General features: G+C 64.8%; 19 protein-coding genes. 13 read left to right on the forward strand and 6 right to left on the reverse strand.

What is annotated here, in order from left to right:
* The first annotated feature begins 15 nt into the window (after nt 1-15).
* A complete protein-coding gene (locus LCL61_RS28680; protein WP_340682619.1) occupies nt 16-1368 on the forward strand; it encodes an IS110 family transposase in 1353 nt (450 codons plus the stop codon).
* Between the two features lie 354 nt (nt 1369-1722).
* Here the strand turns inward: LCL61_RS28680 and LCL61_RS28685 are convergent, their stop codons facing one another.
* Both LCL61_RS28685 and LCL61_RS28690 read right to left on the reverse strand, forming a co-directional pair.
* Complete coding sequence (locus LCL61_RS28685; RefSeq protein WP_340682624.1) at nt 1723-2973, reverse strand: exonuclease domain-containing protein; 1251 nt, start codon at nt 2971-2973, stop codon at nt 1723-1725.
* On the reverse strand, nt 2970-3671 hold the full coding sequence (locus LCL61_RS28690) for a DUF6218 family protein (protein WP_340682625.1): 702 nt from the start codon (nt 3669-3671) through the stop codon (nt 2970-2972). The genes LCL61_RS28685 and LCL61_RS28690 overlap by 4 nt, the downstream gene beginning before the upstream one ends.
* 185 nt (nt 3672-3856) lie before the next feature.
* Here LCL61_RS28690 and LCL61_RS28695 point away from each other — a divergent pair, with 185 nt between their 5' ends.
* The 6 genes from LCL61_RS28695 (at nt 3857) to LCL61_RS28720 (ending at nt 8557) form a co-directional block, all read left to right on the forward strand.
* The gene (locus LCL61_RS28695) at nt 3857-4081 is read left to right on the forward strand and encodes a hypothetical protein (protein WP_340682626.1); all 225 of its coding nucleotides are present in this window, start codon (nt 3857-3859) and stop codon (nt 4079-4081) included.
* Between the two features lie 202 nt (nt 4082-4283).
* Nucleotides 4284-5432, forward strand: coding sequence for a DUF3644 domain-containing protein (locus tag LCL61_RS28700; RefSeq protein WP_340682627.1), 1149 nt, complete (start codon nt 4284-4286; stop codon nt 5430-5432).
* A 147-nt stretch (nt 5433-5579) separates the two neighbouring features.
* Nucleotides 5580-5867, forward strand: a complete 288-nt coding sequence (locus LCL61_RS28705; RefSeq protein ID WP_340682628.1) for a hypothetical protein — start codon at nt 5580-5582, stop codon at nt 5865-5867.
* A gap of 417 nt (nt 5868-6284) precedes the next feature.
* Nucleotides 6285-7664, forward strand: a complete 1380-nt coding sequence (locus LCL61_RS28710; protein ID WP_340682629.1) for a hypothetical protein — start codon at nt 6285-6287, stop codon at nt 7662-7664.
* Nucleotides 7630-8148, forward strand: coding sequence for a hypothetical protein (locus tag LCL61_RS28715; RefSeq protein WP_340682630.1), 519 nt, complete (start codon nt 7630-7632; stop codon nt 8146-8148). The genes LCL61_RS28710 and LCL61_RS28715 overlap by 35 nt, the downstream gene beginning before the upstream one ends.
* Nucleotides 8126-8557: a DUF6527 family protein gene (locus tag LCL61_RS28720; RefSeq protein ID WP_340682631.1), complete on the forward strand. Its 432-nt coding sequence runs from the start codon at nt 8126-8128 to the stop codon at nt 8555-8557. The genes LCL61_RS28715 and LCL61_RS28720 overlap by 23 nt, the downstream gene beginning before the upstream one ends.
* A 494-nt stretch (nt 8558-9051) precedes the next feature.
* On the opposite strand, the gene LCL61_RS28725 is transcribed toward LCL61_RS28720, so the two are convergent.
* From LCL61_RS28725 to LCL61_RS28735, 3 genes are all read right to left on the reverse strand, one after another.
* Nucleotides 9052-10011 (reverse strand): recombinase family protein, encoded by a 960-nt coding sequence (locus LCL61_RS28725; RefSeq protein ID WP_340682632.1) that lies wholly within the window; start codon nt 10009-10011, stop codon nt 9052-9054.
* A gap of 225 nt (nt 10012-10236) precedes the next feature.
* The gene (locus LCL61_RS28730) at nt 10237-10500 is read right to left on the reverse strand and encodes a hypothetical protein (RefSeq protein WP_340682633.1); all 264 of its coding nucleotides are present in this window, start codon (nt 10498-10500) and stop codon (nt 10237-10239) included.
* Between the two features lie 232 nt (nt 10501-10732).
* Nucleotides 10733-11137, reverse strand: a complete 405-nt coding sequence (locus LCL61_RS28735) for a plasmid pRiA4b ORF-3 family protein (protein ID WP_340682634.1) — start codon at nt 11135-11137, stop codon at nt 10733-10735.
* Nucleotides 11138-11390: 253 nt separating this feature from the next.
* On the opposite strand from LCL61_RS28735, the gene LCL61_RS28740 reads away from it, so the two are divergent.
* The gene (locus LCL61_RS28740) at nt 11391-12230 is read left to right on the forward strand and encodes a nucleotidyltransferase domain-containing protein (RefSeq protein ID WP_340682635.1); all 840 of its coding nucleotides are present in this window, start codon (nt 11391-11393) and stop codon (nt 12228-12230) included.
* A 30-nt stretch (nt 12231-12260) separates the two neighbouring features.
* On the opposite strand, the gene LCL61_RS28745 is transcribed toward LCL61_RS28740, so the two are convergent.
* Nucleotides 12261-13283: a helix-turn-helix domain-containing protein gene (locus LCL61_RS28745; protein ID WP_340682636.1), complete on the reverse strand. Its 1023-nt coding sequence runs from the start codon at nt 13281-13283 to the stop codon at nt 12261-12263.
* A gap of 907 nt (nt 13284-14190) precedes the next feature.
* On the opposite strand from LCL61_RS28745, the gene LCL61_RS28750 reads away from it, so the two are divergent.
* From LCL61_RS28750 to LCL61_RS28770, 5 genes are all read left to right on the forward strand, one after another.
* On the forward strand, nt 14191-15030 hold the full coding sequence (locus LCL61_RS28750; RefSeq protein ID WP_340682637.1) for a 2-keto-4-pentenoate hydratase: 840 nt from the start codon (nt 14191-14193) through the stop codon (nt 15028-15030).
* A gap of 75 nt (nt 15031-15105) precedes the next feature.
* Entirely contained in the window at nt 15106-16005 is a 900-nt protein-coding gene (locus LCL61_RS28755) for a hypothetical protein (protein WP_340682638.1), read from the forward strand.
* A 77-nt stretch (nt 16006-16082) separates the two neighbouring features.
* Entirely contained in the window at nt 16083-17096 is a 1014-nt protein-coding gene (gene dmpG / locus LCL61_RS28760) for a 4-hydroxy-2-oxovalerate aldolase (RefSeq protein WP_340682639.1), read from the forward strand.
* A gap of 32 nt (nt 17097-17128) precedes the next feature.
* The gene (locus LCL61_RS28765; protein ID WP_340682640.1) at nt 17129-17989 is read left to right on the forward strand and encodes a CoA ester lyase; all 861 of its coding nucleotides are present in this window, start codon (nt 17129-17131) and stop codon (nt 17987-17989) included.
* On the forward strand, nt 17986-18531 hold the full coding sequence (locus LCL61_RS28770; protein ID WP_340682641.1) for a MaoC family dehydratase: 546 nt from the start codon (nt 17986-17988) through the stop codon (nt 18529-18531). The genes LCL61_RS28765 and LCL61_RS28770 overlap by 4 nt, the downstream gene beginning before the upstream one ends.
* Nucleotides 18532-18547 lie beyond the last annotated feature (16 nt).

The following is an 18547-nucleotide window of genomic DNA, read 5'->3' on the forward strand; positions in this document are numbered from 1 at the left end:
ACGAGGAGGACGTTCATGGGTAACAGTAGTGGGATCTCCCGAGGTGACCGCAACCGCAACACCCGACTGGCCCGGCTCCGCGCGCTGGTCCCCGCCCAGAACGCGATCGTGGGCATCGACCTCGCCGACACCAAACAGATGGTCGTCGTCACCGACCACGACTCGAAAGTACTGGCACGTAAAACATTCCGCTGCCGCGCTTGGGATCTCGGGACTGCTTTGGACTGGGCAGCCCAGCGGGCGAGCACGGCCGGGCACACCGGAATCACCGTGGCATGCGAACCGACCGGACACCGGTGGCGGGTACTGGGCCAACTCGCCGCCGACCGTGGCATGCCGTTCGTCTGTGTCCAACCAGCGATGACCTCCTGGTCGCGGCGCGCCGAAGACCTCACCCACGACAAGACCGACGAGAAGGACGCCGTGCTGATCGCTCGACTGACCGCGCAACTTCGCTGCTATATCCCCGAACCTGTCGACGAGGTCTGGGGCAGGCTGCGCCACCTCGGCGCCCGTCGCGAGCAGCTGATCGTCGACATGGTCAGCCAGATCCAGCAGATCCGTGCCCTGCTCGAATGCGTGTGGCCCGCCGCCCTGGACACTGCCCGCCGGCCCTTCCGATCCCGCACCTGGGTGGCAGCCATCAGCGTGATCTGCGGCCGTGACCACGGCGAGCTGACCCGAACCCGCCGACTGGGCCCGGCCCGCTTCGAACAGGTCGTCCGCCGCGAGATCACCCGCCGCGGCGGCCAGAAACCATCGTTGCGGATCGTGCGTGAGCTGTTCGCCGCGCTCGAGGATCCGCGCGGTGTGATCGCCCACCGCGCAGGCGCGCTGGAACGGGTGCACCTGCTGCTGGCCGACTGGGCCGAGGACCAGCGTCGACTGGCCGACACCGAGACCCGCATGCTCACGGTGCTCGACAAGCTGCGGCTGACCGACCTGGTCACCTCCATCGTCGGCCTCTCCGCGATCGGCGCCGCGGCGATCCTGGCCGAGACCGGTGACCTCACACGATTCACCTCGGCTCGCGCCGTGGTCAAACACGCCGGCCTCGCGCCCCGCGAGAAGACCTCCGGCACCTTCACCGGACGGACCAAACTCACCGGTCAGGGCCGACCCAGTCTGCGCTTGGCCGCGTGGCGCGCAGTCTGGGGCGCCCAGCGCGCCAATCCCGTCTACGCCGCCCGCTACCAGCACCTGACCAGCCGCACCGAGAACAAGCTCACCCCCACCCAGGCGCAAGCCGCGATCGCCGCGAGCATCCTGCGCCACCTGCACGCCGTCATCACCACCGGTTGCCGGTGGGATCCCCAGACCGCAACACACGGCACCCGAATCTCGACACCATCGGCTATCGCCGCCTGAGCGAGGCGGCCACCAAGCAGACGGTCGGGGCGAGCCCCACGCGGCATTGAGACACCTCGTGATCTCGACGCTCATCATGGGCAGCCCGTCCGTCGTCGAATCAACCCGATTACACGCTGCTGGGATCACCCCCATGACCGCTATGCAGGGACCGACGACGGACGAGGCACCGACCATCCGCTTGACACAGAACGCCTTACGCTGATGAGCGGACGCTTCTGGTTCGTCCGATTTACGGCACCTTCGAACGACGGCACGCTCGACGAGCGCCACAGGCTTGGTGCTCGTGCGCCCATCCCAGCAAGAACGCAGTCTCGCTTCTCTTCTCATACGCGGCTGGCCGAGTCGATCCATTCACCTCTTCATCGCGTCGAGCGCACGCACGAAGGCATCTTCGGTAACGACGGGAACTCCTAGAGCCCGTGCGTCCTTCGCTTTGCCGGATAACGAATCCGGGTCCGCGGCGGCAACGACTCGGGTCTTCCTGCTCACCGAGCTGATCACCTGAAGGCCGAGGGCCAGCGCTTCTGCTGTGAGTTCGCTGCGGTGACGGCGCATCGTTCCTGTCAGAACGATCCGGTCACCAGGGCGCAGCACAAGCCCTCCGATACTGACCTCCACGACCTGGGACCGAGGCCGCTCCACCCGCGTGGACTGTTCCTCACGAAGAACGAGATCGACCTCATCGGCATCAAGGCCGAGAAGGGCAGCTACCGCTTCCAGATCTCGTCGCTCTCCCACGGCCACGTGCCCGTCCGCCCAAGCGGCTTGCGCGAGGCTGCGTAAGTAGCCGTGGTGCAACTGGATGACCTCCGCCTTGTGCAGGCCGAGGTCATGAGCGACGTCGATCAACGCGTCGGCTTCCGAAGCCGAGATCTGCCGATCAAGCAAGGCTCTATCCAGGACGGCGAGGTACGCGTCGACCTCGGGCTTCCTCTCACGAGGGACACGATCCACCAACCGGGCAAGGAAGTGCGACCCGGCATGACCGGCCGCCTGCCGGTGTACTGGCTTGACCAGACCTTGAGGCATGGAGGGCAGATCCCCATGCACGTCCGGCAAGCCCCGAAGCCGAAATGAGGCCAACTCTGGGGCGCCTTCTACCAGCCGACCGAACAACTGGGCGGTGGCAAGGGCGTCACCGAGCGCAGTATGGAACCGCACGCCGTCCACGCCGACAGCCTTGCAGCACTCGGCGAGCGACCTTCGCATCCCAGGGAAAACGTCGCCTGCGAACCTCATGGTGCACACGCCGCCGGACAGGTACCGAGACAGATCCACATCCAAGCGGGCGAACTCGGCACGCAGGTGCATGGCATCGAACGGCAGGTTGTGCGCGACAGGAACACGACCTCGGAAGAGCTCGAGCAAGTCGCCGGCGAACTGCTCGAACTTCGGAGCACGACGCACCTCGGCGGCGCGGATGCCATGGATGGCCTGAGGGCCGAGATCACGGTCCGGGTTCACCAGGGTCGACCACTCGCCGGTGACCTCACCGGAGAAATCGACATGGACGACCGCGATCTCGGCAATTCGATGTCGGAAGCCGGGTCGTATCCCCGTCGTCTCGGTGTCGACGACAGCAAACCCACGAAGCGACGTCATAACGGCAGCCGGGTAGCCATGCCTGCCCGCACCGACGCAAGCCAGGACGGCGGCAACGGCTCGGCTTCCCCGTGCGCGTCACGAACGTAGCTTCGCCTCTTCACGCCTTCGGTCTCGACCCATTGCCGGACCAGCCATCGCAGTACCCCGACCGCCGTCAACGCGGCGGAACCGACCTCTGTCGATCCCACGACGGCAGACACCTTCGACAAGGACCGTAGGTCATCGAATCCGACGACCTGCTCGACTGTGAGGTCGCGGCTCCATTCCAGGTCGGCCACGTTCTTAAGCTCACGCTTTGCCGCCGAGACGGTGCTGTCGTACGCCACCCGACGGCTAACGATATCCGCGAAACACTGAAGCGGTGAAAACAACTGCGCTGTCCACCACTTCTCCGCATCGACACCAGCAGCCTTGGTGACTCTGTCGAGCACCTCATCCAGCTCTCCCGGAACGACCGCAGCGACCGACCGTCGCTCGACCAAGGTCAACAAGCGACGCGCCTCGTCCCGCGACACCAGCAAACGATCGAGCTGGTAGATCCACGCTCCGACCGGCATCCCTTGCGGACTCACATGCCAGACCGCGACTGACTCCTCTCCTGCCACTCCAGGACCGACCACCACCACAGCGCTCGCAGGAGCCGACAAGGCGACCGAGCCCCCTACCACGCCTTCCATCCCGTCAACGTCGCTCACGCGCCACCCACCCTCGAATCAGTCGAACGACTCAACAAGTCGTAGAGCGGGTCAACCTGTTACGCGAACTTCTCCGACCGAAACAAAACTGTGGCCGTAGGTCCAGCACCTAGTGGGCAGCGACCCGGCGCTTCGTCCGCGCCGAGTCCCTGCCCGGACACACCCTCGGCACACTCGGACTCCACGTGCGGTTGCCCGACGGCAAGCAGATCGTCCTCAGCAGCGACGCCGCCCACCTGCGCAGCAACATCGACCAGACCACCGGCATGCCTCTGGACGTCTCCAACCCCGACAAGGAGACCAGCCTGCGCAAACTGAAAATCGCCAGCCGACCGGACACCACGATCTGGGTCAACCACGACCCCGACGACTGGAAACTCAACCGACCCAACGGACGTCAGATCGCCTGATCCCGTCGGCTCAGCAGTACGCTCAGGCGTTCGGCTTGAGCCACTTCAAACGATCCCACCCACGGTTGTCCCGTCCAGCGTCGTCTCGAGACCGTGGTCTCGCCCCACCGTTCGGCATCTGCCCCGAGCAGGGCAGGCCAGTAACAGTCGGTGACAAGATCCCGACCTTCATCTCATGCCACCGCGACCACGATTTATGCACATGGTCGGCGCTTCTCGCGATGAAGCGCAGCTTGCCGTGCGCTTGTACAACGACTCGTCGGAGGTTCGTTCCTTCGAGGGCTTCGTAGTCCACATGCACCTTGCCTGGCTTTACCTCCTGCACGCCGAACTCACTCGGGACAGCATCGACTTCCGGTACTGGCGCACTCGGGGACGAGCACGGCGGCTGGAACGGGTCGACGGTGAACCGAAGCGCTGGGATCTAGCCACTTGCGTGCGGCATCGCTGGCCCGACAAGGCCGCCGCGGTGCGGGCCAATCTCGAGTTCTTCGTTGCGCTGCGCAACAAGATCGAGCACCGGTACGCCCGCGAGCAGCAAGCACTCGCCGTCGCCGTAAGCGGCCAGAGCCAGGCGCTCCTGCTCAACTACGAGCAGGAACTCACTGGCCAATTCGGAACCGGATCGTCCCTCGCCACCCGTCTGCGATTCCCGGTCTTCGTCGGAAGCTTCACCGACGAGGGCGAACGCACCCTGCGACGGCTGCGCTCACAGCTACCCGTACCGCTGCGGACCTTCATCGCCGACTACGACGCCGGCCTCGACGCATCCGTCGCCCGGGACCCTCGGTACGACTTCCGGCTGCGAGTGCTCCAGGAACTCGCGCCCAAGGACCCGGACGCGCTCGCGGTCCAGTTCACCCGCTATGACGACCTGACCGACGAACAGCGGGCCGCCGTCGAGGCGATCGGCAGAAAAGGCTACGTAGTCGTCCGCGAACAGAAACGCCCGGTCGTCGGACACGGGTTGCTCCGGCCGACACAGGCCGCGCAAGCAGTTCAAGACCGGATCCCGTTCGTATTCAACACCAACCACTTCACAACCGCCTGGAAAAAGATCGGTGTGCGGCCGAAGGTGGGAGATCCGCATCCCGAGAGGACCGAAGAAAAGTACTGCCTCTACGACGAGCCACACCACGATTACGGCTACACCGAGGCCTACATCGCCAAGCTTGCCCGCGAGTGCGCCACCGAAGCAGGCTTCCGCGCCTTACTGGGGACCGCCCCGAGAGACAAAGTGACCGGAGGCTGGGTGGGATCGCCACCACTCAACGCGACACCTCCCTGGAGACGATCAGCCCCGTCTGCAGCACAAGAACCTCCGGACATGGACACGATGCGCTCAGCCTGACATCTCCGAAGACAAAGATCGCGCTGCACCGTCACAGACGGGTGATTCAGAGATCGCAGGGGTTGCGCGGACCGAACCAGGCGAGACCATGGCATGGTGGGACGACGCGTCCCCGGGACCGCACGGGCCGTCCGGCCTCGGGAGCAGTTGATCGCGGCACTGGCGCCCGACAGCATCCAGCGCCACTCCCAACCTGCCCGGCTACCGGCGTTGCCCGAGCCGAGCCTGCCGGTGGAATCAGGCCCCGAATTGTTGATCGGCGCCGTACGCATTGACCGGACCGGCCGCGTCAACGAACGCCTCCTCTTACGCGCGCTCGGCTGGCACCCAGGCCGCCGGCTCTCACTGGACACGCTGCGCGGGCTGATCGTGATCGCACCCGACAAATCCAGCCAGCACGTGGGTTCTCTCGCGATCAAACGACAGGCTCCGTAGACGGTCTGGCCGTGGTCGGTCACCACCTTCATCCCCCAGGCAGCGGTCGAACCTCGGCCGCCGGCGGACGGCGACCTGTCGGAACGCGAGTTCGTAGCTGGATTCACCTGCTCGTGGCCGCTCGACGGACACGTCGGCGACAAGGCCCTGATGACGATGAACGTGGCCATGCCCACTACGAGAACCGCGCAGAACGCGATGACGATCACCAGTTTTCGCTTCCGGACCCGAGACGGAGGCTCAGTCCGGCACGGCGGTTGGGCAAGGTTCAAACTCTGGTCGTCGACTACACCCCAAGATCATCGACATACCTCACTCCTTGAGCGGAACCATGCCCGTGATCGAGAACGTATCGTTGTGTGTCGGTGTTGATCACGCGTAGTGCGACCAGGTCGACGTAGAGGGCGCATAAGGAAAATGATGTTGAAGCCCGCGAGGCACGTGCTGAGGGATCTAGCGCAACGCTCGAACGTCTCCCTCCATTCGGATCCCGTTTTGGTTGGCGCTGTGGCCGCCGCAGCAGCTGACGACGACGAAAGGCGCGCAAAGAAGCGGGAGGATGAGAGCAGCATCAAAGACGACGACGAAGTTCTACGGCGGAAGCCCGAACTCCATCCGATACGCGCGTGGGGAGACAAATCCTCGCAGCTGACACCGTGGGACGTGCTGCATGTACTCGGCAGAGCCATCGCATTGGCCAGACGAGGCGCCGCGCGCGGACTCGCCGAGCACTGGGGCGCGCTGAAGTACAGCCAGGCGCTGACCGGCGACACAGGTTCCTTCCTGAAGCTATCCGCTGAGGGCAAGGACACGGCGGACTACTACAAGGCCGTCCAGTCGAGCGAGCTCGGTGTCGGCTTCGCACTGGTACTGGCTAGGCGGATCCTGGCGCAACGATATCCGGATCGCGTCGTCTCCATCGTGCCCGCGGACACGGCGCTGCGCGCAGGCTGGGCCTTGACCAGCAGAGACAAGGGACAACGACAGAACTACCGGTACCGCCCGCAGTTCTTCGCCGAGCTGTGGAAGCCGGGAGCGCCTTCTCTAGTACTGCCGATCGCCTGTAAGGGCAACCACAGCAACGCCGCACACTCCCACGTCCAACTCGCGTCTGCATCGGCTCACGTCGAGGCGGTGCACGTCGGACCATGGAATGAGACCCCCTGCCTGATCTTCAGCACTGAGCTGCCCCTGGATGGCCACGTCACCGTGCACGCCCTCTGCGCTGAGGGAAGCGGCGGCTGGCTGGCCAATCCCAGCGCTGAGGGTAGCGACCTGGATGCCGAGCTCAGCGACGTCAACCATTTCCCCCAAATCCACCTGCCTTCCAACGGTGACGAAGCCCGTATCTCGATCCCCGGCTTCCATATCACACCGGATCACTACGAATGGTTCGGGCGCGTGCTCGCACGAACGGCCGCCGCGGGACTGACAGCCTTCGCCGGCAATGGCGAAAAGACCACCCAGTACCTGACCGAGCGCCAAGGACGGAAGCACTTCATCGGCTTCACGCACGCGGCCACCGGTAGCGTGCAGGACGCGAATCACACTCTCCTCGGCAAACGCTTCGTCGGCACCGACCACGTCTTCCGACTGAACGGCACCCGCGTTGAAGCCTTCTCTGGCGTAGATGCCGCACTATTCGATCTCCTGGCTCACGGACGAGTGACGCAGTACCGCCACAAGATCTACGAGCACCGCTCCGCCTGGCCCAGCGGTTCCTGGGACAACTCATGGGGAGGCCCGGTATCAATTCACCCGGATGGAACCGTACTCGCCATACGCCTGCTCCCCTGACGTGACAATCCGTTGCAGGGACGCAAGGCCGACCGCATCAACTTCTTGGCCGATCGAGACCAACGTCGACGAACTCACCGACATGGACTTCGTGTTCCTCACCTTGACCGACGGCACCGCAAAGAAGGCGATCGTCGCCGCGCTCGAAGCGACCGAAATTCCCTTCACCGACTGCGGCGTCGGCCTCTACCGAGTCGACGACGCTCTGGCCGGCCAGGTCAGGACCACGACCAGCTCTCCCGATCATCGAGACATCGCCCGCCAAAACATTCCGTTCTCCGACGGCGAACTGGACGAGTACGACCAGAACGTCCAAATCGCCGAGGTGAACTGCCTCAACGCCGTGATGGCCGTACTCAAGTGGAAGAAGCTCAACGGGATCTACCTCGATCTGGACCGCGAGTTCAACAGCGTATACGTGCTGGACGGCAACACCATGATCAACGACACCGGGAAAGCCGATGCGGACCACGATCACACATAAGTTCGTCGAGACGGTCCCCGACCATGTCGAGGACGGCATCGTCTACGTCAGCCTCACGTACGCCACCGCGGTCCACCGCTGCTGTTGCGGATGCGGCCACGAAGTCGTCACCCCCCTGCACCCCAAGCAATGGTCAATCACCTTCAACGGCGAGGCGATCTCACTATCGCCATCCATCGGCAACTGGAGCTTCGCCTGCAGGTCCCACTACTGGATACGCGCTGGACACATCCATACCGCCCGCACGTACACCCGCGCAGAGATCACACACCTACGCGCTGATGACCAAGTCCTGCTCGATCAGCACTACGCTCACCGACCGCAGAGGCCACCCGACGACCCGACCGAGTCCAGTCCTAAATGGCGGGGCGGCATCAAGGCGTGGTTCCAACGCCTGCGCCGCCCGTGACACTGTGTCCACACGTAGCTAGGTGGTTCGGACGCGGGCCGGGATCGATGTCCGAAGTGAGTGCTCAGATTACCGGTCCATCAAGCGAAGGTCGTGATGAGAACCGGCGGGAACTTCCTGGTCTACACATGTCGACCGCTTCAAGACGCCATTCGAACAACCTCTGAGCATTCCCGCAGTACCTAGAAAGTCCATACCGCCCGCGCTGTTCACCAGCAGAGCATCCAGCCCGCGCGCCGTCGCGCGAAGATGCCGAGGACGCATTAGATCTCTGCGAGGCCCTATTGGACTACATGTTTGAGCTGACCGCGAAATTCACTGCGTTTCGACAACGACGCAAGACGCCCATGGCCACCGAAGACAAGCAGTGATAGGCCCTCCGCGGCTGCTGAGTGGCGCAACGGTCTCGAGGTCATGTATCGTCCACACATGACCTCCCAGAAATTAGGAGATCTGCCAAGGATTTGTGACCGCGTCCCCCCTCGGACACTCTTTTACCCCACGGATCTTCGGGTCCGTGGGGTAATTCTCGACGGGCACGGAACACCGCGGTCGTTCAGCTCCCGCGCCAGTGACGCTACCGATCGACCGCGAGCCCGCTCGGCGAACATCCATCGCACCCACTGCACGGCCCCCGGATCCGGCTCCAGCACATGCAGGCGCCGGCCCCATCGCGCGTGGATGGCGTTCGGATGGGGCCCGCCGTCGGCCAACCGATACCCATACGGCGGACGACCACCAAGAAAACGCCCCTGCAACCGCGTCTGCGCACGCATGGCTGCCATCACCCGGTGCCGAGCCCTCACCACCTCACGCTGCGCCTGCGCACCCAGCAACGTCATCAACGCCAAATGAACCGGACTGTCCAACTCGACCGGTCCACCGGCCTCGGGCAACCACACTTGCACACCGAAGGCATTCAGCCGTGCGACCACCTCGCGGAACTGGTCGCCGTGGAAGGCCCGCTCGTATTCCCCCACTACCACGGCATCGAACTCACGGTCCCGATCCTCCGCGGCCGCCAGCAACGCAGACGCTGCCGGGCGCTCCCCCCACGACCACCGCCGCGACCGGCCCTCATCGAAAAACTCGACCACGACCTCACCGACGCCCTCGACCAACTCGTCCGACACCGCGCGCTGCCAGGCACGCGACGTCTGCGGGTCCTGGAATTCGCTGGTCGACATCCGACCGTAGAACGCAAACCGCACACCCCCTACCACCCGACCAGGAGCCCGCGGCGAACCACGACGACGAGTCGCGACAGCCTCCACAAACCCCGCACCAGCCAACCCGCCCATCCCGGCCCCTTCCATCGACCCGAAGCCGAGACCGCGCGAGCACTGACCGATGACGAGAGACGACCAAGCATCGCCCGAACAGATCAACGACCGAAACTGCCCGATCCCTCGGACGTGTAAGACCACCTCCGGCGGCTCGATGCCCTCGATCATTCACGTCCGAAATGATGCGCGCCGGCATGCCTGACGCACCGTTGGCCCAATGGCCGGAGACGACCTGCGCTTTCCTGACCATTCCGAGCACCCTGACGCTGCCCGGCGCGGTTGTCGAAACGCGCGGGACGAGAGCGGGGATCTGAGCGGCATGGCAAGAGGGCGCCTGCTGCGTCAAGCACCGAAGAATGTTCAATTTCGGGTACGTGCTACGTCTCCGGCGCTTCACTCACTTGAAAACAGATCGTTTCCTCGCGGTGGTTTCGGAATGCTCCGCGCCGCAGCCGAAACGGGCAGGACCGCTGAGGCTGTCAAGTCATCGACCGTGATGAGCGGACCAGCAGCGATTCGGTCCAGCAGCTCCCGCTGCGCGGGTTCAAGTTCGAGCTGAAAGAACGACGAACGCGGGACAAGCTTGCCGTCGCGCAGTCCCGCCATGAGCCCGACGCACCGCTGGACGGGGTCGAGTCCGGCGTTGATGGCGGGCACGATCCCGCCTCGGACCACGAGCACGTCCTGGCGACTCAGTCCGGGCTCGCGGCTAAGGCCGACATACCGGCTGGGCGTATCTTTGACGTCGGGGCGTCCGTTTCGACGTGTTCAGAAGTAAGGCGAGTTAGTAGCACCGGACATGTCAAGTGCTCGATAATGTCTTGTTGCACCAACAAGTGGACATTATCGAGCACTTTCCGTGGCTGGCCGCTACGCCCGATCTTCGACCTCACTGGCCGTCGTCCGGAGCTTCGCCTCGGCCCGCCACGCGGACCGGATACCTGATCGCCGGGTCGCGGCGGAGGACCCTCACCAGGGTGATCTCGTGGCACCAGGCATCGCCGACGTCGTAGAGGTACCGGACGGGCACACCGACGGTGAACACGTCGGCCACCGTGACGACCGCTTCGTCCGCCCCCACGGCGAGCCGCGAACCGTCGGACCGGTCGTCACCCAACGCGAACAGGTGCAAGTGGTCGTCGCGCCAGCCCATGACCATCTGGATGACTTCGTGCAGGCCTCCCAGCGTGATGGACGCCAGGACCTGCACTCGCCGCCAACACTCCGGTACGACGTCGATGACCCGGATCTCAAGCTGGAAGACCTCGTCGTCCGCGACCGGCCGACCGTTCATACGCCCTTTTCTCCCGCCCTGATCATTCCTTCATGCTAGCGGCGACGACAACGGGAGGAAGTGATTACCTTGCACAGCAACGGAACTGGAGTTCACAACACTCGACGGCCCGATCTCGCAGACAACAAGGTCGATTATACTGCGGAAATCGTAACCATCTCCCCTTCGGCGCCCGGACAACCGTCATCACTCATAGGGCATACTGAGCGGGTCCCTTCGAAGGAGTCCCTCACCACGATGCAAGACTGGGCGGATGTTCCCTCAAGACGCCGCGCGCAACGCAGCGCGTTACCTCGGAATCGCGGATAGATTGCTGCCGGGGAAGATCACCGGATTCTACGTCGTCGGCTCAGTCGCCCTCGGCGCCTGGCGACCGAAGCGCAGTGACATCGATTTCGTCGCCTTCGTGCACGGCGATCTCGATGACCGGCAGCTCCGCCGACTGCGCGCCCTGCACGTTCTGGGCAATGCGGCGACGGTCGGCCGATCGTTGCTCAGGGCCGATTCCAGCCTTCCCGGCACCATGAACGGCACGTTCGTTTCGATGGCGGACGTCCAAGAACCGGTGACGAAGATCCACGCCCTGGCTTCACACAGCGGATGGACTTTCACCCGAGGAGGCGGCTTCGACGTCAACCCCGTCTCGTGGAAGCTGCTGCAGCAAGGAGGAATCGCCCTACGGGGCCCGGATCCGGCCGATCTCCGACTGGACCCCGAACCGGAGCGGTTGCGCGCGTGGAACCTGGAGCAGCTCAAAGTCCATTGGAAGAACTGGGCCGAGCGGCTCCTGTCCGGTAACGCACCTAGGAAGCCGCTCGTACCCGCCCACCGCCTCGCCGTCTCCCGCGTCCTCGGTCCGCCACGTCTGCACCACACCCTCGTCACCGGCGATCTGATCTCCAAGGAATCCGCCGCCGAGTACGCGCTCGACACCTTCGGACAGCGCTGGCTGCCTCTCGTCCGGGCAGCGCTGGCGCAGCGCGAGGGCGAGCCGTTCCCCGTTTCCCCGCAACCCCGGGAACTCGTCCGCATGGCGGGTGAATTCACCCTCGAAGTGGTCGCCAGCGCCGAAGACCACCCAATGCCGGGGTGAATCGCCGGTGGAACTCGATCCAGGAAGAGGTCAAGCCCTGGATTCTCGCAAATCCTGGAACCACTCTTCACGGAACTTTCCCGGCGGGTTTCCGTACTCCGACCGAAACGCCCGGCTGAATTCCGACGGCTGCACGAACCCGTTCCGGAGCCCGATCTCCCGGACCGGTAACGACCGCAACGCCGCATCGCGCAGATCGCGCCGGGCGTTCTCGAGCCTGCGCCGACGAATCCACCTCGACGGGGTGCTCCCGTTGTTTTCGAACAACCGCTGCAGGTAGCGAACCGAGATGTGGTGGCTCTCCGCGATCCGACGCGGGGTGAGCCCGGAGCTGCCGAGATTGCGGTCGATATGCGCACTGATCCGGGTGAACAACCGATGTTGCCGCCTCAGGGAGCCGGCTTGCGCGGTCACCTGACGGTGTCGTTCGACCACGGCGGTGGCCAGGTACAGCGCGGCCTCTCCGGTCCGATCGGCCTCCGACGCACTCAGTCCTCGCGCTTGTGTCGTCGCCTCGACGAGGAAATCGCGAAGCAGCACACCGGGACCGGCCACGTCACACACCTCCAGCCGGGGAACCAGGGGGCGCGACGGAGCCGATGAGGCGATCGAATCCGGTATGGCCAGAACGAGTCCCGCGGCCTCGACATCGGCCGACTGCGCGCTCACGGCCAGCGGCCCCGGAGTGGTGCAGAGCGCGAGTTCCGCGGCACCCAGCCGCGCGGCGTCGCCGCCCGTGGCGATCGTGAACACGCCGGACGTGGGCATGAACAGCGCGAAGTGTTCCTCGTCGACCTTCAGTTCGTGCGCCTTCACCACTGGCTCACGAAAAATGATCTCCTGAACGGTGACACAGCCCAGTTCGGTCCTCCGTACCCAGTGATCGTCATGACCGGCTTGTGTCGCGCGCACACCACCCCGGGGAACGGGCACCCGAGTCCCAGCGCTCGCCGGCCGTCCACTGCCCCGCCGGCCACCGCGTCTCGCCGTCTTCTCCCCAGTTTCGCAGACCATCAGTGTTAATCCCCCACTCGTTCCTGTCATCGACAACATGTCCGGACAAGGCCGCCGTCGGTCCACGACGAGCCACCCCAGCAAGTGGCCGGCTTACGACGACACCGATGACATCCGGTCGAAGCCACTACGAAAACGTCACGTGCGGAAGCCCGGTGCACGCCGGCAAGTCGGTCCTGGTGGCCCTTGGCCGTGGACGACAACCGCCTCGACGCGCGACACTGACGACCGACCACCCTCTCCGCCGACGCCGGATCCCAGAAAATGGACGTACGACGGCAAAAGCATGACTCGGCCCCGCCTCGACCCCAGACGCCATTCCGCGGCGACGTTCTACCCACGTATGACGTTTATCGTGCGCCACGGGAGCGGCTACGACGAATTCTCCACTTTCGCGACCTTCATCAGAAACCCCAGAATGATCAGCCAACGAGGAAACTTTTCGAATCGCGAATGGTAACTCAGCCCTCCCGCATCAGTCAACGCTAGCAGGAGGAACTCTCACCGTCAGTGGCCCATTCAGGTGAATAGCGACCGGCGCCACAAGAAGGCACCTGCCGCAAATGGCCACGGGCACCGACTCCGTTTCCCGGCGAGCCGACCGAACGCGCCCGAACACGGACTTGGGACCCGCTTCCCTCGTACACCGAGTGGAATTGCCTTGACACAGCAACAAGATCGCATCCATCGGGCACCATGCCGATCCGGCCGCGCCAAGTGCGTCTTACGTCAACTTTCGGGTCGCTCGTCGCCAATGACACGAGCAATGAACCGTGTGAGACTTGGTCATCCGGACGCGAATCGAAGCACTCGGAGACAATTCAGGGGACACGACCAACAAGACGAAGCCCGGCGCGTGCGGCAATTCTGCTCGCCGGATCTACCGGCCGAAATACCGCGAGCAACGAATGTCAGTGCCGACACTCATGAAGGATACGAATCGCTTATGAAGTTACTTTCGACACCGGCCTTCAAACGAACATTCGACGAGCGAGCGGCTCTCCTGCCGCAGATCACCGAGGCCGCGGACCTCCTGTACGCCGCCGGGCGTGACAACACCCAGGTCGCCGCCGGGGACCTGGCCAAGTTCGCCTCCGGCGAGCTCGACGACGCTTACGCCGTCCAGCACCTGAACATCCGCCGAGCGCTCGATTCGGGTGCCAACGTCATCGGTCACAAAGTAGGCCTCACCTCGGAGGCCATGCAGCGTCAGCTCGGCGTGACCGAGCCGGACTCGGGCATCCTGCTCGACCGGATGATGCTGGCGAACGACTCGGTGGTGGCCGCCGGCACGTTCTTCCAGCCACGCGTCGAAGCCGAGTTCGGTGTGGTGATCTTGGCCGACTTCCCCGCCGGGCCGAGCCCGGACGAAGCGGCCGTCCGAGACGGCATCTCGGGGACGTTCCTCGCGCTGGAGATCCTCGAGACACGCTATCCGAGCTGGCTCATTTCCCTGTGGCAGAGCATCGCCGACAACGCGTCCTGTGGCGCTGCCGTGGCCGGGCCGGTGACCCAAGCGGTCCCCGTCGACCGCCTGAAGGACCAGCGGATCGACATATTCGTCGACGGTTTCAAGGCGGACACCGGTTTCGGACACGCCGTTCTCGGCGATCCCGTCAAGTCGGTGCTTTGGCTCGCTGAGCGACTGCATCGAGCAGGGCTCGGCCTGCACGAAGGCGATCTGGTCATCACCGGCTCGGTCCACGCCAGTATCGGCCTCGACGGGGTGTCCGAGGTCCGCGCCGTTTCGAGTGAGTACGAGGACGTCCGATTGAGGTTCGAATAGGCGCCTTCGGCCACAGGAGTGACGAATCCGTGCCAGCGCCGACACGTGCGGCCTGCCGAAACCCAGGAGATATCAATGCCAGCATTGCGCGCTGCGATCGTCGGTGCCGGACTCATCGGCATGGACCTGTTCCACCGTATCCGCGAGGTGGACGACATCGAGGTGGCCATGATCATCGGGCGATCGCGCACCCGGAGGCTCGGCCAGCTCGGTGAACAGGGGTACGCCGTCTCCTATCGGGGCCTCGTCGAGGAGCTCGACGACGGCGCCGACTTCGACGTGATCTTCGATGCCACGGACGCCCGTACTCACCCCGGTCACTGGGAACGGGCGCGGACGACACGCTCGCTCATGGTCGACCTCACGCCGAGCCACGTAGGCGTTCCGGTCGTCCCGGTGGTCAACATCGACCACGTCCGGCACAGTATGAACATCAGCATGGTGAGCTGCGCCGGGCAGGCCTCGATCCCGATCCTCGCGAAACTGGTGGCGCATCTGGCACCCGGCTACGTCGAAGTGACCGCCACCGCGGCCAGTTCCAGCTTCGGACCGGGCACCAGGCGTAACGCCAACGAATTCATCGAAAGCACCAGGGACGCGATTCTGGAGCTGACCGGCTCGCCGTCCGCGAAGTTCATGGCCAGCGTGAGCCCCGCCAGGCCGGCGCCGGACTTCCGGCTGAGCGTGTCGCTGGCGGACTGCGGCAGGCAGGTGCCCGACGCCGACCTCGAATCCCTCGTCCAGTCCGTTCAAGACGGCGTCCGCCGGTACTCGCCCGGTTACTCGGCCCGGTTGACGTGCAACACCCCGGAGGTCGTCACGGTCGACGTGGCGGTTCAGGCGGTCGCGGCCACCTTGCCGAGCCACGCGGGAAACCTGGAGATCATCAATGGCGCCGCGGTTCAGGTCGCCCGACTTCACGGCCGTTCGTCCGGCCAACGACAGGGACAGCCTGGCGCGCTGATGACCGCGTAGCACTCATGCGCTCTGCCGGCTTTCGGGATATGGGCGAGACCAAGGCAAGGAGCAACACGATTGTGAACGAGGATCCGGTGAACCCCCCTGAAATCATCCTGTACGACGTCACACTTCGTGATGGGCAGCACGCCATCGCACATCAGCTGAACGAGACGCAGATCCGTCGCTACGCCGAGGCGGCCGACCTCGCCGGCGTCCCGATCGTCGAGGTCGGTCACGGCAACGGGCTCGGTGCCTCATCGTTGCAGATCGGACGCGCGCTGACCTCGGACAGGGTGATGCTGGAGACCGTCCGAGGTGCGCTGAAGTCCGCGAAACTCGCCGCGTTCCTCTGCCCCGGCCTCGGCACCTTCACCGATATCGAACTGGCGAAGGAGTGCGGCGCCGACATCCTGCGGCTGGGCGTCCACTCCACCTTGGCGGACTTCTGCGAGAGCTACGTCGAGAAGACTCTCGAGGAAGGGTTCGAATGCCACGTGGTGATGCTTCTGAGTCATATGGCGAGTGCCGAGAAGCTTGCCCGGAGCGCGACGCTCCTGGCGGGCTACGGTTGCACGGCGATCGGGCTCATGGACAGTGCCGGGTATCTGCTTCCCGACGAGGTGCGCGAACGGATCACCGCGATGGCGGACGCCGTCCCCGGAGTGGCGCTGTCGTTCCATGCCCACAACAACCTGGGGCTGGCGACGGCGAACTCCATCGCCGCGCTCGAAGCCGGTGCGACCATCATCGACGCGAGTTCCAGGGGATTCGGCGCCGGCGCCGGTAACGCCCAGCTCGAGGTGATCTGCGCCGTGGCCCAACGGCTCGGCAAACGAACCGGTGTGGACCTCAACCGGTGCCTCGACGCCGCCGAGCTCGCCGCGGCCGAGTTGGTGCGGTCGTTCCCGCTGATCGACTCGGCCAGCCTGGTGAGCGGGCTCGCCGGGGTGTTCTCCGGGTTCAAGCGGAAGGTTCTGAAGGCGGCGGCCGACTACGGGGTCAGTCCCTGGGACATCTTCGTCGAACTGGGACGCATGCAGGCGATCGCGGGCCAAGAGGATCTGATCCCGGAGGCCGCCGGCCGGGTGCGCCAAGCCGTGTCCTGACCCGACTACTCGAACGAGGTGGAAATCAGCTCATGTCGACAGCAAGCCCGACAACCGCCATCCGAGACCGGCGTAGCTGCCTGCTGACCCCGGCGCTGCGAACCGATCGCTACATGGGTGCGCTGACCTGTGGCGCGACCGTCGCTCTCGTCGATCTCGAAGACTCGGTCATCCCCGCGATGAAGGAAGAGGGGCGTCACGCCGCGCGTGACTTCTTCTCGATGACCGTCGACACGAAGACCCTCCGCGGGGTTCGCATCAACTCGCTCACGACCGCGTATGGCCTTCAAGACGTCGTGGACATCGCCACTTGGCCCTGCCGGCCTCAGGGAATCCTGCTCCCCAAGGCGGACTCGCCGCGGGACTTCGACATCCTCGCCGAGGTGCTGGACACCGACACCTACCGGCCGGAGCTGTACGCGCTGATCGAATCGGCGCGTGCCGTCGAGGAGGTTTCGGAAATCGCGGCCCATCCCCGTGTGGCCGGGGTCGCGTTCGGTGCCGCGGACTACGCCGTGACCATCGGGGCCGACGTCCGCGCGTCCTCGATGCTCACCGTCCGGCAGCTGATCGCCAACTCCGCGCGAAGACACGGCAAGATCGCGATCGACTCCCCTTGCTTCGCCCTCGACGGCGACGCGTCCCTGCTCGACGAATGCGCGACCGCGAAGGCCGCGGGCTTCGAGGGCAAGGGCGCGATCCACCCCCACCACGTGAAGGCGATCAACGAAGCTTTCGCCCCGACCGAAAAAGAACTGGAGTTCGCGCGCGCGATCGTCGACAGCGACGCGCGAGAGGTGGCCGTTCTGGAACTGAACGGCCGCATGATCGGCCCCCCGTTCGTCGAGGCCGCCGTACGTCTCGTCGAACGCTTCGGACAGGAGGACTCGTGACAGAAACACCGCTGAGCATCGAGGCGCTTCCGCAAGGCTTCCGCCGCTTGGAGGCGAACCGCTACCGGGAAGTGGTCGGACTCGGTTTCGACGACCTGCAGGAAGGGATGGTGATCGAACACCGCCCCGGACGCACCGTCACCGAATACGACAACGTGCTCTTCTGCGCGGTGACCGGAAACGTGGCCCCGATCCACACCGACGCCGAGTTCGCCCGGCAGACCCCCTGGCAGCGCCCGCTGGTGTGCGGCACGATCACGCTCGGCATCGCCGTCGGGATGACGACGAGGACGTTCAGCGGCATGACGGTGGCGAATCTTTCGCTGGACAACGCCAAGTTCACCTCGCCGGTGTTCGCCGGGGACACGCTCTACACCGTCAGCACCGTGACCGGCCTTCGCCGCTCCAGGTCGAAGCCCGACATGGGGATCGTTTCCCTCAGCACCAAGGGCTTCGTGGCGGATCGGGAAGTACTGGGTTTCGACCGGTCCTTCGTGCTCCCGGTGAACATCACTTCGCAGCGCGACCTGTTCTCGTATTGACCGACGTGAGGCTGTG

The sequence above is a fragment of the Amycolatopsis coloradensis genome, from assembly GCF_037997115.1.
Taxonomy (GTDB): domain Bacteria; phylum Actinomycetota; class Actinomycetes; order Mycobacteriales; family Pseudonocardiaceae; genus Amycolatopsis; species Amycolatopsis coloradensis_A.